Raw genomic sequence first — 19,582 nt, forward strand, 5'->3', positions numbered from 1 at the left:
GGTAGCACTTTGATTTTGCGCATGAACACTCCAGAAAATCGATTCCGATTTTTGGGGGTCATGCGCAGGTCCAGTCGGCTGACCTTTCACCGACGGGGATACGAGGCAGCGCATGGTCGATAAGGGCGCAGACCAGAAAGGCGCAACGCGGGCAGCCATAGCCCAGCTGCGGCGCAGCCGCTGGTTGCTGGCCGCGGCCCTGGTCGCGGTCCTCGGCGTCTATGGTTTCGGCGGCCTTTCGATCTTTGTGCCTCTGCTGGCCCTCGCGTTGCTGGTCGCGGCCGCAATGCTGCCGACCGCCGCCGAGCGCCAGTCAGCCGGCGGGACTGCCGCCGTCGAAGTCGGCGGGCTGCAGCGGCTGTCCGGCGAATATCTGGCCGCCGCCGTTGCCGATCCGCTGATCATCTTCGACCGGACCGCCACTATCGTCCACGCCAACGCGGCCGCCTTTGCCGCCTTCGGTGGGCTGGCCCCCGGCATGTCGCTGTCGCTCAAATTCCGCGCGCCGGAAATGCAGGCTTTGCTTGACGGGATCGTCTCGGGAACTATGGCGTCCGATGTCGTCGACTACACGGAAAAGCTGCCGGTCGAGCGCACATACCGGGTGAGCGCGTCCTCGGTCGGCCATGGCACCGATCTTTACGTGCTGGTGTTCAAGGATCAGAGCGAGGCGCGCCGCATCGACCGCATGCGCGCCGACTTCATCGCCAATGCCAGCCATGAGCTGCGCACCCCGCTCGCCTCGATCGCCGGCTTCATCGAGACGTTGCGCGGGCCTGCCCGCAACGACGCGGCGGCGCGCGACCAGTTCCTGCAGATCATGCAGAACCAGACGGGCCGCATGGCGCGCCTGATCGACGACCTGTTGTCGCTGTCGCGGCTGGAGATGAAGCCCTATCTGCGGCCGGGGACCGAAGTCGACCTTCGACAGACCATCGACAGCGTCATCGACTCGCTCGCGCCGCTGGCCAACGAGAACGGCATCGCCATCGAGCGGGACTTCATCGATGGGCCGATTTCCGTGCCGGGCGACCGCGACGAGCTCTTCCAGGTTTTCGAGAACCTGCTGGAGAATGCCTGCAAATACGGCCAGTCGGGCGGACGCGTCACCGTGTCGATAGCACACGCCGAGGACGGCCACGACCCAGGCATCGACGTGACCATAAGGGACTATGGTCCAGGCATTGCCGAGGAACACATCCCCCGCATCACGGAGCGCTTCTACCGCGTCGACGTGGAAAACAGCCGGACTCAGAAAGGCACCGGCCTTGGCCTTTCGATCGTCAAGCATATATTGACACGTCATAACGCAAGGCTGTCGATCAAGTCGGAAGTCGGCAAGGGCGCGGCGTTCACGGTTCATTTGCCGGCTCAATGATCCTATATTGGTTGGCAACCGGCATTTTCTTTTTTCTGTCATCCGGCTCGCGTATCAGCGGCAGATTGAGGGAACGCACCAGCCGGCAGGAACCGAGAAGGCATATCGATGCAGTCCGTCCACATTGTCAGTGCCTATGACGAAGAACTGAAATTCCTGTCGAAGCGCATCGCCGCCATGGGCGGGCATGCCGAGCGCATGGTCGAGCAGGCTATCGCGGCCCTCGTGAACGCCGATCCGGGTTTGGCACAGAAAGTCATCCAGGACGATCTCGTTCTCGACGAGGGACAGCGCGAGATCGACGACAAGGCGATCGTCATCATCGCCAGGCGCCAGCCGATGGCGACGGACCTGCGCGAGATCGTCGGCGCCATCCGCATCTCGGCCGACATCGAGCGCGTCGGCGATCTCGGCAAGAACGTCGCCAAGCGCGTCGCGGCGGTCATTGACGGCCGCCAGCCGAGCAGCCTCTTCCGCGGCCTCAAGGCGCTAGCCGATCTGGCGTTGACGCAGCTTAAGGAAGTGCTCGACGTCTATGCCTCGCGCTCGGTCGAGAAGATCGGCTTCGTGCGCGACCGCGACGACCAGATCGACGCCATGTACACTTCGCTGTTCCGTGAACTTCTGACCTATATGATGGAAGATCCGCGCAACATCACCCCCTGCACCCACTTGCTGTTCTGCGCCAAGAACATCGAGCGGATCGGCGACCACGCCACCAACATCGCCGAAACCATCTATTACATCGTCACCGGCGACCAGATGCCGGCCGAGCGGCCGAAGGGCGACAAGACCGACCAGGTGGTGTTGCCTGGCCCAGTATCGGCCGGGTGACGCGGTATCGGCGACCCAAGATCGGCCAAGTGAAGGGGCGGCCACTCGAACGGCTTTCCAATTTAGGCTAAGCTATTCCAGGTGCAGCAGTTTTGTCAGTCGCCGTCTCGGAGGTTTTGCGATGGAGCAAGTTCGAAACCTGACCGCGGCCCCGCAGCCGACATCCGGCATTGTTGCGTGCAGCGTCTATTCCGCCGGCAAGCGCGTCGCCGACATTACGATCGAAGAGGCCGGCATATGGGCGGCAAAGCCCGGCCATGTCGTCTGGATCGGCCTGCTCGAGCCGGACCGCAACCTGCTGCTTAGGGTGCAGGCGCAGTTCCATCTGCATGATCTGGCGATCGAAGACGCAGAACACCCGCATCAGCGGCCGAAAATCGAACAGTATGGCGATGCCTTGTTCATCGTCGCCCGCACAGCGCAACTGATCGATGGCCGCGTCACCTTCGGCGAGACGCATCTCTTCGTCGGCACCGGCTATATCGTCAGCGTCAGGCACGGCCCGTCGACCTCTTACGCCGCGGTGCGCCAGCACTGGGAAAGCTGCCCGTCCTCGCTCGCCAAGGGCGAGGATTTCGTCCTCTATGCAATTCTCGACTTCATCGTCGACAACTACATGCCTGTGCTCGAGCAGATCGAGGACGAGGTCGAGCAGATCGAGGACAAGGTGCTGCTGAAGCCGATGAGCGGTGGCGACATCGAGCGGCTCTACATGCTGCGCCGCGATCTGCTCAGGCTGCGCAACGCGGCGCTGCCGCTGGTCGAGGTCTGCCGGCGGCTGACCAGCGCCGAGCTGCCGCAGATCCATGCCGCCATGCATCCGCTGTTCCGCGACGTGACGGACCACATCCGCACCGTGCAGGAAAAGATCGACAGCCTGCGCGAGGTGCTCGCCTTCGCCTTCGAGGCAAGCCTTCTGGTCGGACAGAGCCAGGAAACGGCGATCTCCAAGAAGCTGGCCTCATGGGCGGCCATCCTGGCGGTGCCCACGGCCTTCGCCGGCATTTACGGCATGAATTTCGACGACATGCCTGAACTGAAGATGGAATACGGCTACCCGACAGTCCTGGCCGCCATCGCGCTGATCTGCGCGTTTCTGTATTGGCGGTTCAGGAAGAATGGATGGCTGTGAAATAGCGAATAGCGAATAGCGATAAAGAAGCTTGTGCCGGACTCGAATACCGATGTTATTCCTATTTCGTTCGCTATTCGCTATTCGCTATTCGCTATTCGCTATTCGCTATTCGCTATTCGCTATTCGCTATTCGCTATTCGCTATTCGCTATTCGCTATTCGCTATTCGCTTAGCGGCTTCTGCGCCTTTCCGCCGCCGGCTGGAACGCCACCCTTGCATGGTATTTGCAGTACGGCCCGGTTTCGCCAGCGTCGTTGCCGCAGAAGCTGAAGTCTTCCGACAGCGGATCGCCGTTGGGCCATTTGCAGGTGCGCTCGGTCAGCTCGACGAGCTGCAGGTTGCGCGAGATTGGCACGACAACGTTCTCGACCGGGCGGATATAGTGGCGCGCCACCGGCTCCGCCTCGAACTGCACCTGCAGAGCGGTCGCGCCGATGGAGGCCGTCACATGACGGGCTGCGCTGGCGGCACGAGCCACGGACTTCTGCATCGAGGCGCCCTGCGTGGCCTTCTTCTGCCGTGCCGGCGCCGCGGTCGCGCGGCCGCGGCCCGACAGTTTCAGGCGATGCACCTTGCCGATAACGGCATTGCGGCTCACACCGCCGAGCTGCGCGGCGATCTGGCTGGCGCTGAGACCCTCCGACCACAATTTCCTGAGAAGTTCGACTCGCTCGTCAGTCCAGTTCATGAGACCGCGCTCCTGCTGAGGCGTGCGGCGGTCAGAATCCTTTCCCGAGCCGGCTCTCGCCGGGCAAACGACACCACATGTACCGGGTGATTAGATCCGCCGCACGAAATCTAGTTATTTCTCGACTACAATTACCTTATGCGCTGACTCGGTGACAAGAGTCCCCAGGGCAACACCGATTCGGTTTTTACGGTTTTCCCCAACTTGCCCAACCGCTGATGGGCCGGCGTGGCGCTGGAGCCTTGCCGCGCGCTTCTGCGCGACCTTTTCGTTGACTTCATGGCCGAAAAACATGATAAGCCGCAAAGGCCGCCGCATTGGCGGCTTTTTTGATTTCCGGTTCCGGAGACGCATATAATGAGCGGTTCGGCGCTTTACGAGACTTTTGCTCGCGCACCCCTGGCCTTCGACCGCGGGGAGGGGACCTGGCTGGTCACCGACAAGGGCGAGCGATATCTCGACTTCGCCGGCGGCATCGCCGTGAACTCGCTGGGCCACAGCCATCCGCATCTGGTCGCGGCGCTCACCGGGCAGGCGGCCAAGCTGTGGCACGTCTCCAATCTCTACGAGATCCCGGAGCAGCGCCGGCTGGGCGAAAGGCTGGTCGATGCAACCTTCGCCGACAAGGTGTTCTTCACCAATTCGGGCGCCGAGGCTCTGGAATGCGCCATCAAGTCGGCCAGGCGCTATCAGTTCGTCAAAGGCCATCCGGAGCGTTTCCGCATCATCACTTTCGAGGGCGCCTTCCACGGCCGCACGCTGGCGACGATCGCCGCCGGCGGTCAGTACAAATATCTCGAGGGTTTCGGTCCGAAGGTCGAGGGCTTCGACCAGGTCGCGTTCGACGATATCGATGCCGCCGAGAAGGCGATCACACCGGAAACCGCGGCTATCCTGATCGAACCGGTGCAGGGCGAGGGCGGCATCCGCCCGGTGCCGACGCAGTCGTTGAAGCGGATTCGGCAACTCTGTGACCGGCATGGCCTGCTTCTGATCTTCGACGAGGTCCAGTGCGGCATCGGGCGCACCGGCAAGCTGTTCGCGCATGAGTGGGCGGGCGTCACGCCTGACCTGATGGCGATCGCCAAGGGCATCGGCGGCGGTTTTCCGATGGGTGCCTGCCTCGCAACCGACGACGCGGCGGCTGGCATGACGGCCGGCGTGCACGGCACCACTTTCGGCGGCAATCCGCTGGCGATGGCGGTGGGCAACGCCGTGCTCGACGTCGTGCTGGCCGACGGCTTCCTCGAGGACGTTCAGCGCAAGGCATTGCTGCTGAAGCAAGGACTGGCGGCGGTCGCCGACGAATTTCCCGAGGTCATCGAAGGCATCCGGGGAAGCGGGCTGATGCTAGGGCTGAAATGCGCCATGCCCAACGCCAAGGTTAACATGGCGCTGCGCGACCAGCACTTGCTTGCGGTGCCGGCGGGCGACAACGTCATCCGGCTTTTGCCGCCGCTCACCGTCACCGACGAGGAGATCGGGGAGGCGCTGAAACGCATTCGGTCGGGCGCCAAGGGCCTGACCGACGCGATTACGGCCGAAGCCGCGAAGTAGTTCTGGAATCTGCCGATGAGCGTTCGTCACTTCACCGACCTGTCCGCCGTTTCCGCAGGCGATCTGCGCGTCATGCTGGACGATGCGATGGCGCGAAAGACCAGGCTCAAGGCCGGCGAGCGTTCGAAGCCGCTCGAGGGCAAGGTGCTGGCGATGATCTTCGACAAGCCTTCGACGCGCACGCGCGTTTCCTTCGACGTCGGCATGCGCCAACTCGGCGGCGAGACCATCATGCTGACCGGCACCGAGATGCAGCTCGGCCGTTCTGAAACCATCGCCGACACCGCCAAGGTGCTGTCGCGCTATGTCGATGCCATCATGATCCGCACCACCTCGCATGACCGGTTGCTGGAACTCACCGAAAACGCGACCGTGCCGGTGATCAATGGGCTGACCGACGATACCCATCCCTGCCAGCTGATGGCCGACATCATGACCTATGAGGAGCATCGCGGTCCGGTGGCCGGCAAGACCTTCGCCTGGACAGGTGACGGCAACAATGTGCTGCACTCGCTTCTAGAAGCCTCGGCGCGGTTCCGCTTCAACCTCAATGTCGCCGTGCCGGAGGGCAGCGAGCCGTTCGAGAAATATGTCGACTGGGCGAAGGCCAATGGCGGCAAGGTGAGGTTTGCCGGCTCGGCCGAAGAGGCCGTCGACCAGGCCGATTGCGTCGTCACCGACAGCTGGGTGTCGATGGGCCAGGAGCATCGCGCCCGCGGCCATAACGTCTTCCTGCCCTACCAGGTCAACGCCGCGCTGATGGCGAGGGCGAAGTCCGACGCGCTTTTCATGCACTGCCTGCCTGCGCATCGCGGCGAGGAGGTCACCGACGAGGTGATCGACGGACCGCATTCGGTGGTCTTCGACGAGGCCGAGAACCGGCTGCACGCCCAGAAGGCGGTGCTGGCCTGGTGCCTGGGCGCTCGACCGGGGTCGACTTGATCCGCGCCAACTTGATCCCGGGATGTGTGATGCCTATTTGCGGGCCATCACTGAAATCGAACGCGCTTCGACCCATGCCGCCTGGAAAGCGGGATGGATGCGCCCCGGAGTTTTGTCATGCTGGAAACGCTTTCCTTGGCTGAGCATCAACCCAAACTCGGCGAATTCGGCTTCGCAGGCGACGACCATGTCGTGCCTTACGAAGTAGCGCCCCTGGATGTGCGCGGCCGCACGGTGCAGCTCGGGCCGATGCTCGACGCCATTCTCAGCCGCCACGATTATCCCGAGCCGGTCGCGCGCCTGCTGGCGGAGGCCTGCGTGCTCACCGTGCTGCTCGGCACGTCGCTGAAATTCGAGGGCAAGTTCATCCTGCAAACCCGCACGGACGGACCGGTCGACATGCTGGTGGCGGACTTTACCACGCCGCATTCGTTGCGCGCCTATGCGCGCTTCGACGCCGACCGGCTGCAGGCGCTGATTGCCTCGGGCGAGATCTCGCAGGAGAAGCTGCTCGGCACCGGCGTCTTGGCCCTGACCATCGATCAGGGCGCGCACACGCAGCGCTATCAGGGCATCGTCCAACTCGACGGCACATCGCTGGAAGAAGCCGCGCGCACCTATTTCCGCCAGTCGGAGCAGATCCCGACCGATCTGAGGATGTCGGTGGCGAAGCTGGTGACCCCGGGCCCGGGCGGGGCCCGCGAGCAATGGCGCGCCGGCGGTATCCTGGCGCAGTTCCTGCCGCAGGCGCCCGAACGCATGCGCGTGCCCGACATTTCGGGCGGGGATGGCGATCCACGAGACGTGACGCACGAACCGGCCGACAATTCCTGGCGGGAACTCTTGGCGCTGCTCGGCACCATCGAGCCGACCGAGCTCATCGATCCGACGGTGGGTGCCGAGCGGCTGCTCTACCGGCTGTTCCACGAGCACGGCGTGCGCGTCTTCCGCGGTGTGCCGGTCGCCGATCAGTGCTCCTGCTCGCGCGACAAAATCCGAGGCATTCTCGAAGGCTTCTCGGCCGAGGAGATAAAGGACTCGACCGAGGACGGCGGTATCCATGTCGCTTGCGAGTTCTGCTCGACGCAGTACGACTTCGATCCGGCGGAGTTTGCGGCGGAGTGAGAAAGCTCCGGCTCCTCGCCCCCGCTTTGCGGAGGCGGGGAACTCGAGTTCTTTAATTCACCGTCCTTTTCGTCCCCGGCATATCGAGCGAGAAAGCCGGAATGGCGACGTCGAACGTTTCGCCGCGGCCGTTGCGCATCGTGTAGCGGCCGACCATGATGCCGGATGGCGTCGAGAGCGGGCATCCCGACGTGTACTGATAGCTGTCGCCGGGGTTGAGCTCCGGCTGGTCGCCGACCACGCCCTCGCCGCGCACTTCTTCGACTCGGCCACGCCCGTCGGTGATGTGCCAGTAGCGCGACAGAAGCTGCACGAACTCGTCCGACCGGTTGTCGATCGTCACCTGGTAGCCCCAGACATAGCGGTTTTCGGACGGATCGGAACGGTCCTCCAGATAAAACGGCCTGACCTGCACTTCGATGTTGCGCGTCACGGCGCGATACATGAGCCACTCCGGTGCCGCAGGGAACATTTTACCGCGCTTCGCGGTTCTACCTCCGCGGCGTCGCCAGCCTGCCGGCTTTTCCACCGCAAGTGCCGACAAACAATGTCATTTAAGTGACACATGACAATGTTGGTGTGCACAAACCGTGCGGGCGACTCGGGCGCTTTGTCGAGTGATGAAACGGCCTCGGGCGGCCTTTCCGGAGTGACCAGATCTCGATGGAACTGACCCTCGCAGCCGCCTTTGCCTCCTCGGCCCTTCTTTTTTCCAACCTTGCCAGCATCCTGCTCGCGTCGTCGCGGCTGAAGGCTCGTTGCGCCATTCCCGCGCCCTCCGGCGGCCTGTCGCCTGTCTCGATCGTCGTGCCGTCGCGCGGTGTGGAGCCGTTCACGCAGGAGACGCTCGACCGCGCCTTCTCGCTCGATTGGCCGCGCTACGAACTGATCTTCTGCGTCGCGCACGCCGAAGATCCCGTGGTCAAGCTGATCAACGCCGCCATCGCGAGATTTCCGAATGTTCCGGCGCGGCTCCTCGTCGGCGATGACAGGATCAGCGCCAATCCCAAGCTAAACAACTGCATCAAGGGCTGGCAGGCGGCGCGGCACGACTGGGTGATCCTCGCCGATTCCAACGTGCTGATGCCCAAGGACTATGTCCAGCATCTGATGGCGGCCTGGGGGCCGGACACCGGCCTCGTCTGCTCGACGCCGATCGGCTCGCGTCCGAACGGTTTCTGGGCCGAGGTCGAATGCGCCTTCCTCAACACGCTGCAGGCGCGCTGGCAATATGCCGGCGAAGCGCTCGGCCTTGGCTTCGCCCAGGGCAAGAGCATGCTGTGGAACAAGCCGATGCTGGATGCAAATGGCGGCATCCAGGCTTTGGCCGCCGAGATCGCCGAGGACGCGGCGGCGACCAAGCTGGTCAACAGCCTTGGCCTTTGGGTCAATCTCGTGGCCGCGCCCTTCGAGCAGCCGCTCGGCCAGCGCACGCTCGCCGAAATCTGGTCGCGCCAGGCGCGCTGGGCGCGGCTGCGCCGCGTCACCTTCCCATTGTTCTTCGCGCCCGAAATCCTGACCGGTGTGGTCGTGCCGCTGCTTCTGGCGCTGATCGCGGCGGCAAGCGCCGGTGTCAGCCTGCCCACGACCGCGCTCTGCGTGCTGGCGATCGCCTATGTGCCCGAATGCATGCTCGCCTGGTCCAAGGGCTGGCATCTGTCGCCGCGCAGCGTCACCGCGATGATCGTGCGCGACGCGATGCTTCCCGCCATCTGGGCGCGCGGCTGGCTTGGCGGGGCCGTCGAATGGCGTGGCAACGCAATGACCATCCGCAACAGCGGGATGACTGAACTCGAAGAGATTGCTTGAGCCGGCTGCGGCTCAAGCGCCCTCTTTGCCGCCGTGGCGGTTCATTCCTTCGCCGCCTTCAGCGCCTGTTCGATGTCGGCGAGCAGGTCGTCGGTATCCTCCAGCCCGACGGAGAGCCTGAGCGTGCCTGGTCCGATGCCGAGCTCGGCGCGGGCCTCGTCAGTGAGGTTTTTGTGCGTCGTCGTCGCCGGATGCGTGATCAGGCTCTTTGCGTCGCCGAGGTTGTTCGAGATCAGCACGATGTCGAGCGCGTTCTGCAAGGCGAAGGCCGCCTGCTTGCCGCCCTTGACGTCGAGGCAGATCAGCGTCGAGCCGCCCGACATCTGCTTCCTGACGATATCCGCCTGGGGATGGTCGGCCCGGCCCGGATAGATGACGCGGGCGATCTCCGGCCGGCCAGCCAGGAAGTCCGCGATCTTGCCGGCGCTTTCGGTCTGGTGGCGCACGCGCAGCGGGAGCGTCTCGAGGCCTTTCAGCAGCGTCCATGCGTTGAATGGGGACAGGCTCGGGCCGGTGTGCCGGAAATAATCGTGCAGGTTCTCGTCGATCCACTTCTTGTCCGACAGGATGACGCCGCCGAGGCAGCGGCCTTGTCCGTCGATGTGCTTGGTCGCCGAGTAGACCACGATATGGGCGCCGAGCTGCAGCGGCTTCTGCTGCAGCGGCGTGGCAAAGACGTTGTCGACGATCACGCGTGCGCCGATCGAATTTGCTAAAGCGGCGACAGCGGCGATATCGACCACTTCCAACGTCGGGTTGGTCGGACTTTCCAGGAAGAACAGCTTGGTGTTCGGCCTGACCGCTTTTTCCCAATTGGCAATGTCGGTGCCGTCGATCAGCGTTGCCTCGATGCCATAGCGCGGCGCCAGCGTCTCGACTACCCAGCGGCAGGAACCGAACAGGGCTCGCGCCGCAACGATGTGATCGCCGGCCTTGACGCTGCAGAGCAGGGCGGCGGACACGGCGGCCATGCCGGAAGCGGTTGCACGTGCGTCTTCCGCGCCTTCCAGCGCGCACATGCGCTTCTCGAACATATCGACGGTCGGGTTGGCGTAGCGCGAATAGATGAAGCCGGGTTCCTCGCCCTTGAAGCGGGCCTCCGCTGCCTGGGCCGTCTCGTAGACATAGCCCTGGGTGAGATACATCGCCTCGGCGGTCTCGCCGAAGCCGGAACGCAGCGTCCCGCCATGCACGAGTGCCGTCTGAGGTTTCCAGTTACGCGTCTTGGTCATCGCCCTGCTTCCAAACACAAAAAAACCGGCCGCGACGTCGCAACCGGTCCATACGGCCTTGCGGCCCGACGGTCCTTTAGCGACTTGTTTAACGTGGCTGCAAGCCGACCGGCCAAATCACCACGGGATAACGACCCTTTAGACCTCGCCCGCGCTTGCGTCAATTGCCGGCTTGATTAAGAGGGTTGTACCAGGCAGCCTCCGCAAAAGTGTCCCGCGGTTTTGCGACAGGAAACTGCGACGACAATGACTTCGCCCGGAGCCAGACATTGCGGCAGACAGGCATTCTTCCGGATCAGGACATCGCGGCGCTCTTCCAGTCGGGCGCGCTGAAGTCGCCGCGCGCGCTCGACACCAACCAGATCCAGCCGGCCAGCCTCGATCTCAGACTTAGCGACAAGGCCTTTCGCGTGCGGGCTTCCTTTCTGCCCGGTCCCGATCATCTGGTGGCCGACAAGCTGGACCGGCTGAAGCTGCATGAGATCAACCTTGCCGAGGGCGCGGTGCTGGAGACGGGCTGCGTCTACATCGTGCCGCTGCAGGAAAGCCTGGCGCTGCCGGCGGAAGTCTCGGCTTCGGCCAACCCGAAGAGCTCGACCGGACGGCTCGACATTTTCACGCGTGTCATGACCGACCGCGGCCATGAGTTCGATAAGATCGCCGCCGGCTATCATGGCCCGCTCTATCTCGAGGTCAGCCCGCGCACCTTCCCGATCGTCGTGCGCGCCGGCTCGCGCCTGTCGCAGATCCGCTTCCGCACCGGCAATGCCGTGCTGTCGGAGAATGAGTTGCGTGACCTCCATCACGCCGAGATGCTGGTTGCGACCGAGCCGCCCAACATCTCCGGCGGCGGCATTGCGCTCTCTATCGATCTCGACGGCGACAAGGACGGCCTGGTCGGCTATCGCGGCAAGCACCACACCGGCCTCGTCGACGTCGACAAGCGCGCCGCTCAGGATGTGGTCGACTTCTGGGAACCGCTCTACAAGAGCGGGGCCGGCGAGCTCGTGCTCGACCCGGACGAGTTCTACATCCTGGTCTCTCGCGAAGCCGTGCACGTGCCGCCGCTCTATGCCGCCGAGATGACGCCTTTCGATCCGCTGGTCGGCGAGTTCCGCGTCCACTATGCCGGCTTTTTCGACCCGGGCTTCGGCCATTCCGCCGCCGGCGGCAGCGGCAGCCGCGCGGTGCTTGAAGTGCGCAGCCACGAGGTGCCGTTCATCCTCGACCACGGCCAGATCGTAGGCCGCCTCGTCTACGAGCATATGCTGAAGCGGCCGCAGGCGCTCTATGGCAGCGAGCTGGGTTCCAACTATCAGGCGCAGGGGCTGAAGCTCTCCAAGCATTTTCGCGCCGCGCGCTGATCGCCAGGCTGTGCTTGCCCGGCCTCGCGCGCCGTGCTTGGCTGCGTCTGAGCATGTAGCACCTGAACCCAAGGGGATGAAAATGCAGATATCCAGATGGATCCTGTCGGCTGCGGCCGCCGCCATGCTGGCGCTCGGCGTCGGTTCGGTAGACGCGGCCGAAAAGATCAAGATCGGCACCGAGGGCGCCTATCCGCCCTTCAACACCATCACGCCGGACGGCAAGGTGGAAGGCTTCGACATCGACATCGCCAATGCGCTCTGCGCGCAGATGAAGATCGAATGCGAGATCGTCACCCAGGATTGGGATGGCATCATTCCGGCCCTGCAGGCCAAGAAATTCGACGCCATCATCGCCTCGATGAGCATCACCGAGGAACGCAAGAAGCAGGTCGCCTTTACCCACAAATACTACACCACGCCGCTTGCGCTGGTCGCCCTGAAGGACGCCGATATCGCCTCGACCGAGCCGGCCTCGCTTGCCGGCAAGACGGTCGGTGCCCAGGCCTCGACCACCCAGGCCAACTACGCCCAGGACGTCTACGCCAAGGCCGGCGCCGAGGCGAAGCTCTACCCGACCCAGGAAGAGGCGGTCACCGATCTGCTCAACGGCCGGCTCGACGCCGTCATCTCGGACAAGTTCGTGCTGGTCGACTGGATGAAGAAGGCGAGCGACGGCTGCTGCAAGCTGGTGGGCGACGTCAAGGGCACCGAGACCGAGGCCGGCATCGCCGTGCGCCTGGAGGACGCCGCCCTGCGCGACCGCCTCAACGCGGCAATCGACGCCATTGTTGCCGACGGCACCTACAAGAAGATCCAATCGAAGTATTTCGATTTCGATATTTATTGAGGTTGAAGCTGCCAATCTCCCCCCTCGTGGGGGAGATCACGCTCTAACCTCACAGCGCCTTCACCGCCACCTTCACTGGCTTCTCGATCTCGAGCGGGTTGCGCAGCGGCAGGCCGAAATCCTTCGCCTCGATCTCGAACGTGTCGCCTTCCTCGGTCCTGACGCCGTCTGCGAACGAGAGTGTGGCGGTGCCGAACATGTGCACATGCACGTCGCCCGGCTGGCGGAAGGCTGAATATTTGAAATGGTGATGCTCGAGATTGGCGATGGTGTGCGACATGTTCGCCTCGCCGGACAGGAACGGCTTTTCCCAAAGCACTTTGCCGTCGCGCCAGATTCGTGAAGAGCCCCTTATGTCGGCGGGCAGCTCGCCGATCAGGATTTCCGGTCCGAACGAGGCGTTGCGCAGCTTGGAATGGGCGAGGAACAGGTAGTTCACGCGCTCGGTCACATGGTCGGAAAACTCGTTGGACAGCGTGAAGCCGACGCGGAACGGCGCGCCGTCGTCGCCGATGACATAGATGCCGGCGATCTCCGGCTCCTCGCCGGCGTCTTGCGCGAAGGCCGGCGACATCAGCGCGGCACCGGGCGCCACCGCCATGGTGCCGTTGCCCTTGTAGAACCATTCCGGCTGCACGCCGATCTCGCCCTTGGCCGGCTTGCCGCCCTCCAGCCCCATGCGGAACATCTTCATGGAATCGGTGAGCTGCTGCTCCTCGCCGTCGCTGAGCTTCTTGTGCATGGAATCGCGTGTCGCGGCGGAGCCGAGATGTGTAAGCCCGGTGCCGGTAAGGTGGAGATGCGCGGGGTCGGGATGGTTGATCGGCGACACCAGGCGTCCCTTCTTGTAGACGGCGTCGAGGTCGACCGTCTCGCCATAGCCCTTGCGCTCGATCAGCGCCTCGAGCCCGGTGCCGGTGCGGGCTGCCTCCATCGCCAGCGAATAGACGCTGCGCGCGCCGTTGATGATCCGGGTCTTGCCGCCGCTGCGGGCAACGACGCGGATCGTCTCGGCGTCATCGAGGATCTGGGAAATCAGCATGATGAACCCTCTCTCTTTTGCCTTGGCCCGGCTGCCGATTGGCAAGCCCTGACCGGCGCGGCCCGGAACCGATCCGCGCCACGGTTGAAACTCTTCGTCCGGATTGCACTCGCGAGCCTGGTCCTTCCAGGACTTCTTCGCGCCGACGGGTTGCCGGCAGCTTCGCGATCTAGAACCCGTATGCCTCCTTAGTCCTTGCCTCCGGCCTCTACGCCTTGTTCTTGTTGTAGACGTCGAAGATGACGGCACCGAGCAGCACCAGGCCTTTGACCACCTGCTGCCAGTCGACATTGACGCCCATGATCGACATGCCGTTGTTCATCACGCCCATGATGAAGCCGCCGACCACGGCGCCGATGACCTGTCCGACACCGCCCATCGCCGAGGCGCCCCCGATGAAGACCGCGGCGATCACGTCGAGCTCGCTGCCCAGACCGGCGGCCGGGACGGCCTGGCCGAGGCGAGCGGCGATGATCAGGCCGCCGAGCGCCGACAGCACGCCCATGTTGATGAAGACGAGCAGCGTCAGCCTTTCGGTGTTGATGCCCGACAGCTGCGCCGCCTTGGCGTTGCCGCCCATCGCATAGATGCGGCGGCCGATGGTCATGCGCTTGGTGACGAAGACGAACAGCGAGATCAGCACGCCCATCACCAGAAGCACCACCGGCAGGCCCCTGTAGCTGGCGAACTGGAAGACCAGGAACAGCGCCAGCGCGCTGCCGACCAGCGTCTTGACGACGAACAGCGGGAAGGGCTCGGCCTCATAGCCATGCCGTTCGCGCTTACGCCGTGTTCTGAAGCCGAAATAGGCATAGGCGAGCACCGCGACCAGACCGAGCACGATCGTCGTCATGTGCAGCGTAAGGCCGCTGCCGACGATGGTCTTGCCGGCGGCATTCACCGTCGGCGGAATGAGCGTCAGCGGGCCGATGACGTCGGGGATGAAGCCGGAGCTCAACGCCTTGAAGCTGTCGGGAAGCGGACCTACCGAGGAGCCGCCGCCAAGCAGTGCCTGGCAGATGCCGCGGAAGATCAGCATGCCCGCCAGCGTCACGATGAAGCTCGGTATTCGGTGATAGGCGATCCAATAGCCTTGCGCCGCGCCGATAAGCGCACCGACGATCAGGCAAACGATCGAGACCACCAGTGGATTGCTGAATATACCGAGCGGCCAGATGACCATCATCATTGCGGCAAGCGCGCCGATGAAGCCGGCGACCGATCCCACGCTGAGGTCGATATAGCCGGCGACGATCACCAGCAGCATGCCAAGCGCCATCACGATGATGAACGAGTTCTGCTGCACCAGGTTGCTGAGGTTGACCGGTTTGAACAGCGTGCCGGACGTCGTGTACTGGAAGAACAGCATGATGACGATCAGCGCGATGATCAGTCCGTATTCGCGCAGGTTCGTCGTCAGCGCCGAAACGGCGACACGCGGACCATGCTTGACGTCTTCGGCGACGCCGCTCTGCGGCGCGGGAGCGCTTTCTGTGCTCATGAGGCTTTTTTTCCTTCTCCCCGAACGATGGCGCGCATGATCTTTTCCTGGCTGGCGTCGCTTGCCGCCATTTCGCCGACGATACGCCCTTCGTTCATGACATAGATGCGGTCGGTGATGCCGAGCAATTCAGGCATTTCCGACGAGATGACGACGATTGCCTTTCCCTCTGCGGCGAGGCGGGCGATGATCGTGTAGATTTCGTACTTGGCGCCGACGTCAATGCCGCGCGTCGGTTCGTCGAGGATCAGCACTTCCGGGTCGGCGAACAGCCATTTCGACAGCACCACCTTCTGCTGGTTGCCGCCCGAAAGATTGCCGGTCAACTGATAGACGCTGGATGCGCGGATGTTGGTCTTCTTGCGATAGTCGTTGGCGACGCTCATCTCGCGCATGTCGTCGATGACGCCGCGGCTGGAGACGCCTCCCAAATTGGCCAGCGTCACGTTGTGCTTGATGTGGTCGATAAGGTTGAGGCCAAAGGTCTTGCGGTCCTCGGTGACATAGGCGATCCGGTTCTCCACCGCCTTGCTCACCGTCGAAAGATCGAGAGGCTTACCCCTGAGCAGGACCTCGCCGCTGATATGCCGGCCATAGGAACGGCCGAACAGGCTCATCGCGAATTCGGTGCGGCCGGCGCCCATCAGCCCGGCAATGCCGACCACCTCGCCCTTGCGCACATTGAGGTTGACGTTCTTGATCACCTGCCGCTCGGCGTGGATCGGATGGTACACCGACCAGTTCTTCACTTCGAAAATAACCTCGCCGATCTGCGGCTCGCGCGGCGGGTAGCGGTCGTCGAGCGAGCGGCCGACCATCGAAGTGATGATCCGGTCCTCGCTGATGTCCTTCCTGGGCAGGGTCTCGATGGTGCGCCCGTCGCGGATCACCGTAACCTTGTCGGCGACGCGGTTCACCTCGTTGAGCTTGTGCGAGATCAGGATCGAGGTCATGCCCTGGCGCTTGAACTCGAGCAGAAGATCGAGCAGCGCCTGGCTGTCCTTTTCGCTGAGCGAGGCGGTCGGCTCGTCAAGGATCAGCAGCTTCACTTCCTTGCTGAGCGCCTTGGCGATCTCGACCAGTTGCTGCTTGCCGACGCCGATATTGGTGATCAGCGTCTTGGGATCTTCCTTCAAGCCGACTTTGTCGAGCAGGGCCTTGGTGCGCTTCTCGTTGGCGTTCCAGTCGATGACGCCGTAGCTGGCGTGCTCGTTGCCGAGGAAGATGTTTTCCGCGATCGACAGCATCGGCACCAGGGCAAGTTCCTGGTGGATGATGACGATGCCGATATGCTCGCTATCATGAATACCCTTGAAGTGGCATTCCTGGCCGCGAAAGACGATCTCGCCTTCATAGGTACCGGTCGGGTAGACGCCCGACAGCACCTTCATCAGGGTCGATTTGCCGGCGCCGTTCTCGCCGACGATGGCGTGGATCTCTCCTTCCTCGACGCTGAGGTTCACGTTCGACAGCGCCTTCACGCCGGGGAACGTCTTGGTGATGTCGCGCATCTCCAAAATCGTCGAGCTCATCAGGAATTCCGCTCCCTGGCGCAGGCCTTCCGTTTCCGGAAAACGTTATGCGCGAAATCAACATACTGCAGTCTGGCTCGCGCCGCGATGGCGCATGGCGCTGCAGAAGCCGGCAAAAACAATATCGGGGTCGCTTCTGAACGAAAAGGGGCCCTGCGTCGCGCAGGACCCCCCCTTAAAGGCTGGATTACTTCAGCTCTTCGGCCTTGATGTAGCCGGAGTCGACGACCAGCGCCTTGTAGTTCGACTTGTCGACCTCGTGCGGCGTCAAGAGGATCGAGGGAACGACCTTGACGTCGTTGTTGTAGGTCTTGGTGTCGAGGCCGTCGGGCTTGCCGCCGGAGAGCACCTTGTCGACCAGCTGCACGGTGGCCTTGGCCAGCTCGCGGGTGTCCTTGAACACGGTCGAATACTGCTCGCCCGAAATGATCAGCTTGACCGAGGCGGTCTCGGCGTCCTGACCGGTCACGATCGGCCAGGGCTGAGCATCCGTGCCGTAGCCGACAGCGCGCAGCGAGGCGGTGATGCCGCGCGACAGGCCGTCATAGGGCGAAAGAACGCCATCGACGCGGCTGCCGTCCGAGTAGTTGGCCGAGAGCAGGTTGTCCATGCGGGCCTGGGCGGTGGCGGCGAGCCAGCGCAGCGTGCCGACCTTGTCCATGCCCATCTGGCCGGACTTGATCTTGATCGAGCCGTCGTCGATCAGCGGCTGCAGGACCGACATCGCGCCGTTGTAGAAGAAGAAGGCGTTGTTGTCGTCGGGCGAGCCGCCGAACAGCTCGACGTTCCACGGCTTGGTGTTCGGGAAGCGCTCCTTGAGGCCCTTGACCAGGGAATTCGCCTGGATCACGCCGACGCCGAAATTGTCGAAGGTGGTGTAGTAGTCAACATTCGGGGTCTTCTTGATCAGCCGGTCATAGGCGATGGTGACGACGCCTGCGTCATTGGCCTTCTGCAGCGCATCGGCCATGGTGGTGCCGTCGATCGAAGCGATGATCAGCGCTTTCGGGCCTTTCGTGATCTCGTTTTCCAGCTGGCTGAGCTGGTTCGGGATGTCGTCCTGCGCGTATTGCAGGTCGACCGTGTAGCCCAGCGCTTCGAGCTGGGACTTGACGGCGTCGCCGTCGTTGATCCAGCGCTGCGAGGTCTTGGTCGGCATCAGCACGCCGACGAGACCCTTGTCGGCGGCGTGCGCCGAATAGGTCGTGGCGGCAATGCCAAGGGCCGCGACGGCGGCCAGCGTCTTGATGATCTTCACATTTACTCTCCCTGGTTGATGGACGCGACACCTCGGGGCTTCGCGGGCCGCGCAGTCGAACAGGAGCGCAGTCGCGCCTCTGTCGGCTTTATCGATCTCCGGTATCCTCCCAATCGGCCCCGCGACGCAGTTTCAATCGATACGATTTTGCTCGTTGCCGATCGCTGCGTCTCGGAACGCGCGAAGGGTGTGTCCCTTTGACATAACTGTCAAATGCGATCTTTGCTGGTTGCTATACCGAGACTGGTATGATTTAGCGTAGAGCAGAGAACTGCCGGAGAGGCTGGGAAATCATGGCGGCGCTGCGCGATCCTGATGCGATTTCAGGGAGTTACGAGAAGCTTCCGGGGGACGGCGAAACGCTCCTGCGCAGCGGCCTGAGCCTGCGCCATATGCGAATGATCGCCGCGCTCGACGATCACGGACGGGTGAGCGCCGCCGCCCAGGTGATGAATATTTCCCAGCCGGCGGCCTCGCGCATGATCGCCGAGATGGAGGCGGTGCTCGACGTGAAATTGTGCGAGCGGCTGCCGCGCGGCGTGACGCTGACCCCTTACGGTCAGGCGCTCGCCAGGCGCGCCCGCTCGATCCTGCTCGAAATGCGCGAAGCCGACCGCGAGATTTCGGAACTCAAGGCAGGCAAGGGCGGCTCGGTGTTTCTCGGCGCCGTGACTGCGCCGGCGATCGAACTGGCGGTGCCGGCGATTCGCGAGATCCGCCGCATCTATCCGCGCATCGAGATCACCATGCAGGTCGAGACCTCGAACGTGCTCGCTCGCGAGCTGATCGCCTCCCGCCACGACTTCATCATCGCCCGCATCCCCGATGACCTCAATCCGCGGCTGTTCGAATCGCGCGTCATCGGCATCGAGAAGGCCTGCCTGATCGTGCGCCGCGGCCATCCGCTTGCCGGCGGCGGGATGGTCGGCCTGGAGGAGACGGCTGCCTATGATTGGGTCTTCCAGTCCGGCGGCTCGCCCCTGCGCCAGGCGATGGAAAGCAATTTCTTGAACCGCAACATCCCGCTTCCTGACCGCATCCTCAACACCTCGTCGCTGCTCTTGACGCTGGTAATGGTGGCGCAATCTGACGCCATCGCCCCCGTTTCGGTGCAGGTGGCCAAGTTCATCCAGAGCGGCGACGGGCTGTCCGGAGCGATCGATGTCGTTCAGACCGAGTTCGACATCGAGGTCCGGCCCTACAGCCTGATCACGGTCAGGAACCGGGCGCTCTCGCCCGCCGCCAAGATGCTGCACGACTTCATCCTGCGCGAAGTGGGGTAATGGAACGAGAATGCTACCTGTGCGTTCAAACAGATCGGCAGTTCGCTGGAGC

17 protein-coding genes and 1 riboswitch are annotated in these 19,582 nt (G+C 63.3%); of the genes, 10 read left to right on the plus strand and 7 right to left on the minus strand.

Going from position 1 to position 19,582, the window contains the following annotated elements:
- Positions 1-112: 112 nt before the first annotated feature.
- From A9K66_RS09330 to A9K66_RS09340, 3 genes are all read left to right on the plus strand, one after another.
- Entirely contained in the window at positions 113-1,378 is a 1,266-nt protein-coding gene (locus A9K66_RS09330) for an ATP-binding protein (protein WP_067322716.1), read from the plus strand.
- Between the two features lie 108 nt (positions 1,379-1,486).
- Positions 1,487-2,212 carry a phosphate signaling complex protein PhoU gene (phoU, locus tag A9K66_RS09335; RefSeq protein WP_067322722.1) on the plus strand — a complete coding sequence of 242 codons (726 nt, stop codon included), beginning with the start codon at positions 1,487-1,489 and terminating at the stop codon, positions 2,210-2,212.
- Between the two features lie 121 nt (positions 2,213-2,333).
- Positions 2,334-3,344, plus strand: a complete 1,011-nt coding sequence (locus A9K66_RS09340; protein WP_067322725.1) for a magnesium and cobalt transport protein CorA — start codon at positions 2,334-2,336, stop codon at positions 3,342-3,344.
- Between the two features lie 172 nt (positions 3,345-3,516).
- Here the strand turns inward: A9K66_RS09340 and A9K66_RS09345 are convergent, their stop codons facing one another.
- The gene (locus tag A9K66_RS09345) at positions 3,517-4,035 is read right to left on the minus strand and encodes a GcrA family cell cycle regulator (protein ID WP_066996757.1); all 519 of its coding nucleotides are present in this window, start codon (positions 4,033-4,035) and stop codon (positions 3,517-3,519) included.
- A gap of 357 nt (positions 4,036-4,392) precedes the next feature.
- On the opposite strand from A9K66_RS09345, the gene A9K66_RS09350 reads away from it, so the two are divergent.
- The 3 genes from A9K66_RS09350 (at position 4,393) to A9K66_RS09360 (ending at position 7,659) form a co-directional block, all read left to right on the plus strand.
- The gene (locus A9K66_RS09350; RefSeq protein ID WP_067322728.1) at positions 4,393-5,592 is read left to right on the plus strand and encodes an aspartate aminotransferase family protein; all 1,200 of its coding nucleotides are present in this window, start codon (positions 4,393-4,395) and stop codon (positions 5,590-5,592) included.
- A 15-nt stretch (positions 5,593-5,607) separates the two neighbouring features.
- Entirely contained in the window at positions 5,608-6,534 is a 927-nt protein-coding gene (gene argF / locus A9K66_RS09355) for an ornithine carbamoyltransferase (RefSeq protein WP_067322731.1), read from the plus strand.
- Between the two features lie 93 nt (positions 6,535-6,627).
- Entirely contained in the window at positions 6,628-7,659 is a 1,032-nt protein-coding gene (locus A9K66_RS09360; RefSeq protein WP_082953802.1) for an Hsp33 family molecular chaperone, read from the plus strand.
- 52 nt (positions 7,660-7,711) lie between these two features.
- Here the strand turns inward: A9K66_RS09360 and apaG are convergent, their stop codons facing one another.
- Positions 7,712-8,104: a Co2+/Mg2+ efflux protein ApaG gene (apaG, locus tag A9K66_RS09365; RefSeq protein WP_067322738.1), complete on the minus strand. Its 393-nt coding sequence runs from the start codon at positions 8,102-8,104 to the stop codon at positions 7,712-7,714.
- A 218-nt stretch (positions 8,105-8,322) separates the two neighbouring features.
- Here apaG and A9K66_RS09370 point away from each other — a divergent pair, with 218 nt between their 5' ends.
- Positions 8,323-9,468 carry a ceramide glucosyltransferase gene (locus A9K66_RS09370; RefSeq protein WP_067322741.1) on the plus strand — a complete coding sequence of 382 codons (1,146 nt, stop codon included), beginning with the start codon at positions 8,323-8,325 and terminating at the stop codon, positions 9,466-9,468.
- Between the two features lie 41 nt (positions 9,469-9,509).
- Here A9K66_RS09370 and A9K66_RS09375 read toward each other — a convergent pair whose 3' ends face one another.
- The gene (locus A9K66_RS09375) at positions 9,510-10,700 is read right to left on the minus strand and encodes an O-succinylhomoserine sulfhydrylase (protein WP_067322744.1); all 1,191 of its coding nucleotides are present in this window, start codon (positions 10,698-10,700) and stop codon (positions 9,510-9,512) included.
- Positions 10,701-10,756: 56 nt separating this feature from the next.
- Positions 10,757-10,834: riboswitch (SAM riboswitch) on the minus strand.
- A 135-nt stretch (positions 10,835-10,969) separates the two neighbouring features.
- Here A9K66_RS09375 and A9K66_RS09380 point away from each other — a divergent pair.
- Positions 10,970-12,064 (plus strand): 2'-deoxycytidine 5'-triphosphate deaminase, encoded by a 1,095-nt coding sequence (locus A9K66_RS09380; protein WP_067322878.1) that lies wholly within the window; start codon positions 10,970-10,972, stop codon positions 12,062-12,064.
- Positions 12,065-12,146: 82 nt separating this feature from the next.
- Positions 12,147-12,914, plus strand: a complete 768-nt coding sequence (locus A9K66_RS09385; RefSeq protein ID WP_082953809.1) for an ABC transporter substrate-binding protein — start codon at positions 12,147-12,149, stop codon at positions 12,912-12,914.
- A 49-nt stretch (positions 12,915-12,963) separates the two neighbouring features.
- Here the strand turns inward: A9K66_RS09385 and araD1 are convergent, their stop codons facing one another.
- The 4 genes from araD1 to chvE form a co-directional block, all read right to left on the minus strand.
- Positions 12,964-13,956: an AraD1 family protein gene (araD1, locus tag A9K66_RS09390; protein ID WP_067322885.1), complete on the minus strand. Its 993-nt coding sequence runs from the start codon at positions 13,954-13,956 to the stop codon at positions 12,964-12,966.
- Positions 13,957-14,164: 208 nt separating this feature from the next.
- Positions 14,165-15,457: a multiple monosaccharide ABC transporter permease gene (gene mmsB, locus A9K66_RS09395; RefSeq protein ID WP_066996778.1), complete on the minus strand. Its 1,293-nt coding sequence runs from the start codon at positions 15,455-15,457 to the stop codon at positions 14,165-14,167.
- The gene (gene mmsA, locus A9K66_RS09400) at positions 15,454-16,989 is read right to left on the minus strand and encodes a multiple monosaccharide ABC transporter ATP-binding protein (RefSeq protein WP_067322747.1); all 1,536 of its coding nucleotides are present in this window, start codon (positions 16,987-16,989) and stop codon (positions 15,454-15,456) included. The genes mmsB and mmsA overlap by 4 nt, the downstream gene beginning before the upstream one ends.
- 187 nt (positions 16,990-17,176) lie before the next feature.
- On the minus strand, positions 17,177-18,247 hold the full coding sequence (gene chvE / locus A9K66_RS09405) for a multiple monosaccharide ABC transporter substrate-binding protein (protein WP_066996783.1): 1,071 nt from the start codon (positions 18,245-18,247) through the stop codon (positions 17,177-17,179).
- Between the two features lie 293 nt (positions 18,248-18,540).
- Between chvE and A9K66_RS09410 the strand changes: the two genes are divergently transcribed.
- The gene (locus A9K66_RS09410; protein ID WP_067322751.1) at positions 18,541-19,530 is read left to right on the plus strand and encodes a LysR substrate-binding domain-containing protein; all 990 of its coding nucleotides are present in this window, start codon (positions 18,541-18,543) and stop codon (positions 19,528-19,530) included.
- The last annotated feature ends 52 nt before the right edge of the window (positions 19,531-19,582 follow it).

It is taken from the genome of Mesorhizobium sp. AA23 (assembly GCF_001672435.1).
Lineage (GTDB): Bacteria > Pseudomonadota > Alphaproteobacteria > Rhizobiales > Rhizobiaceae > Mesorhizobium.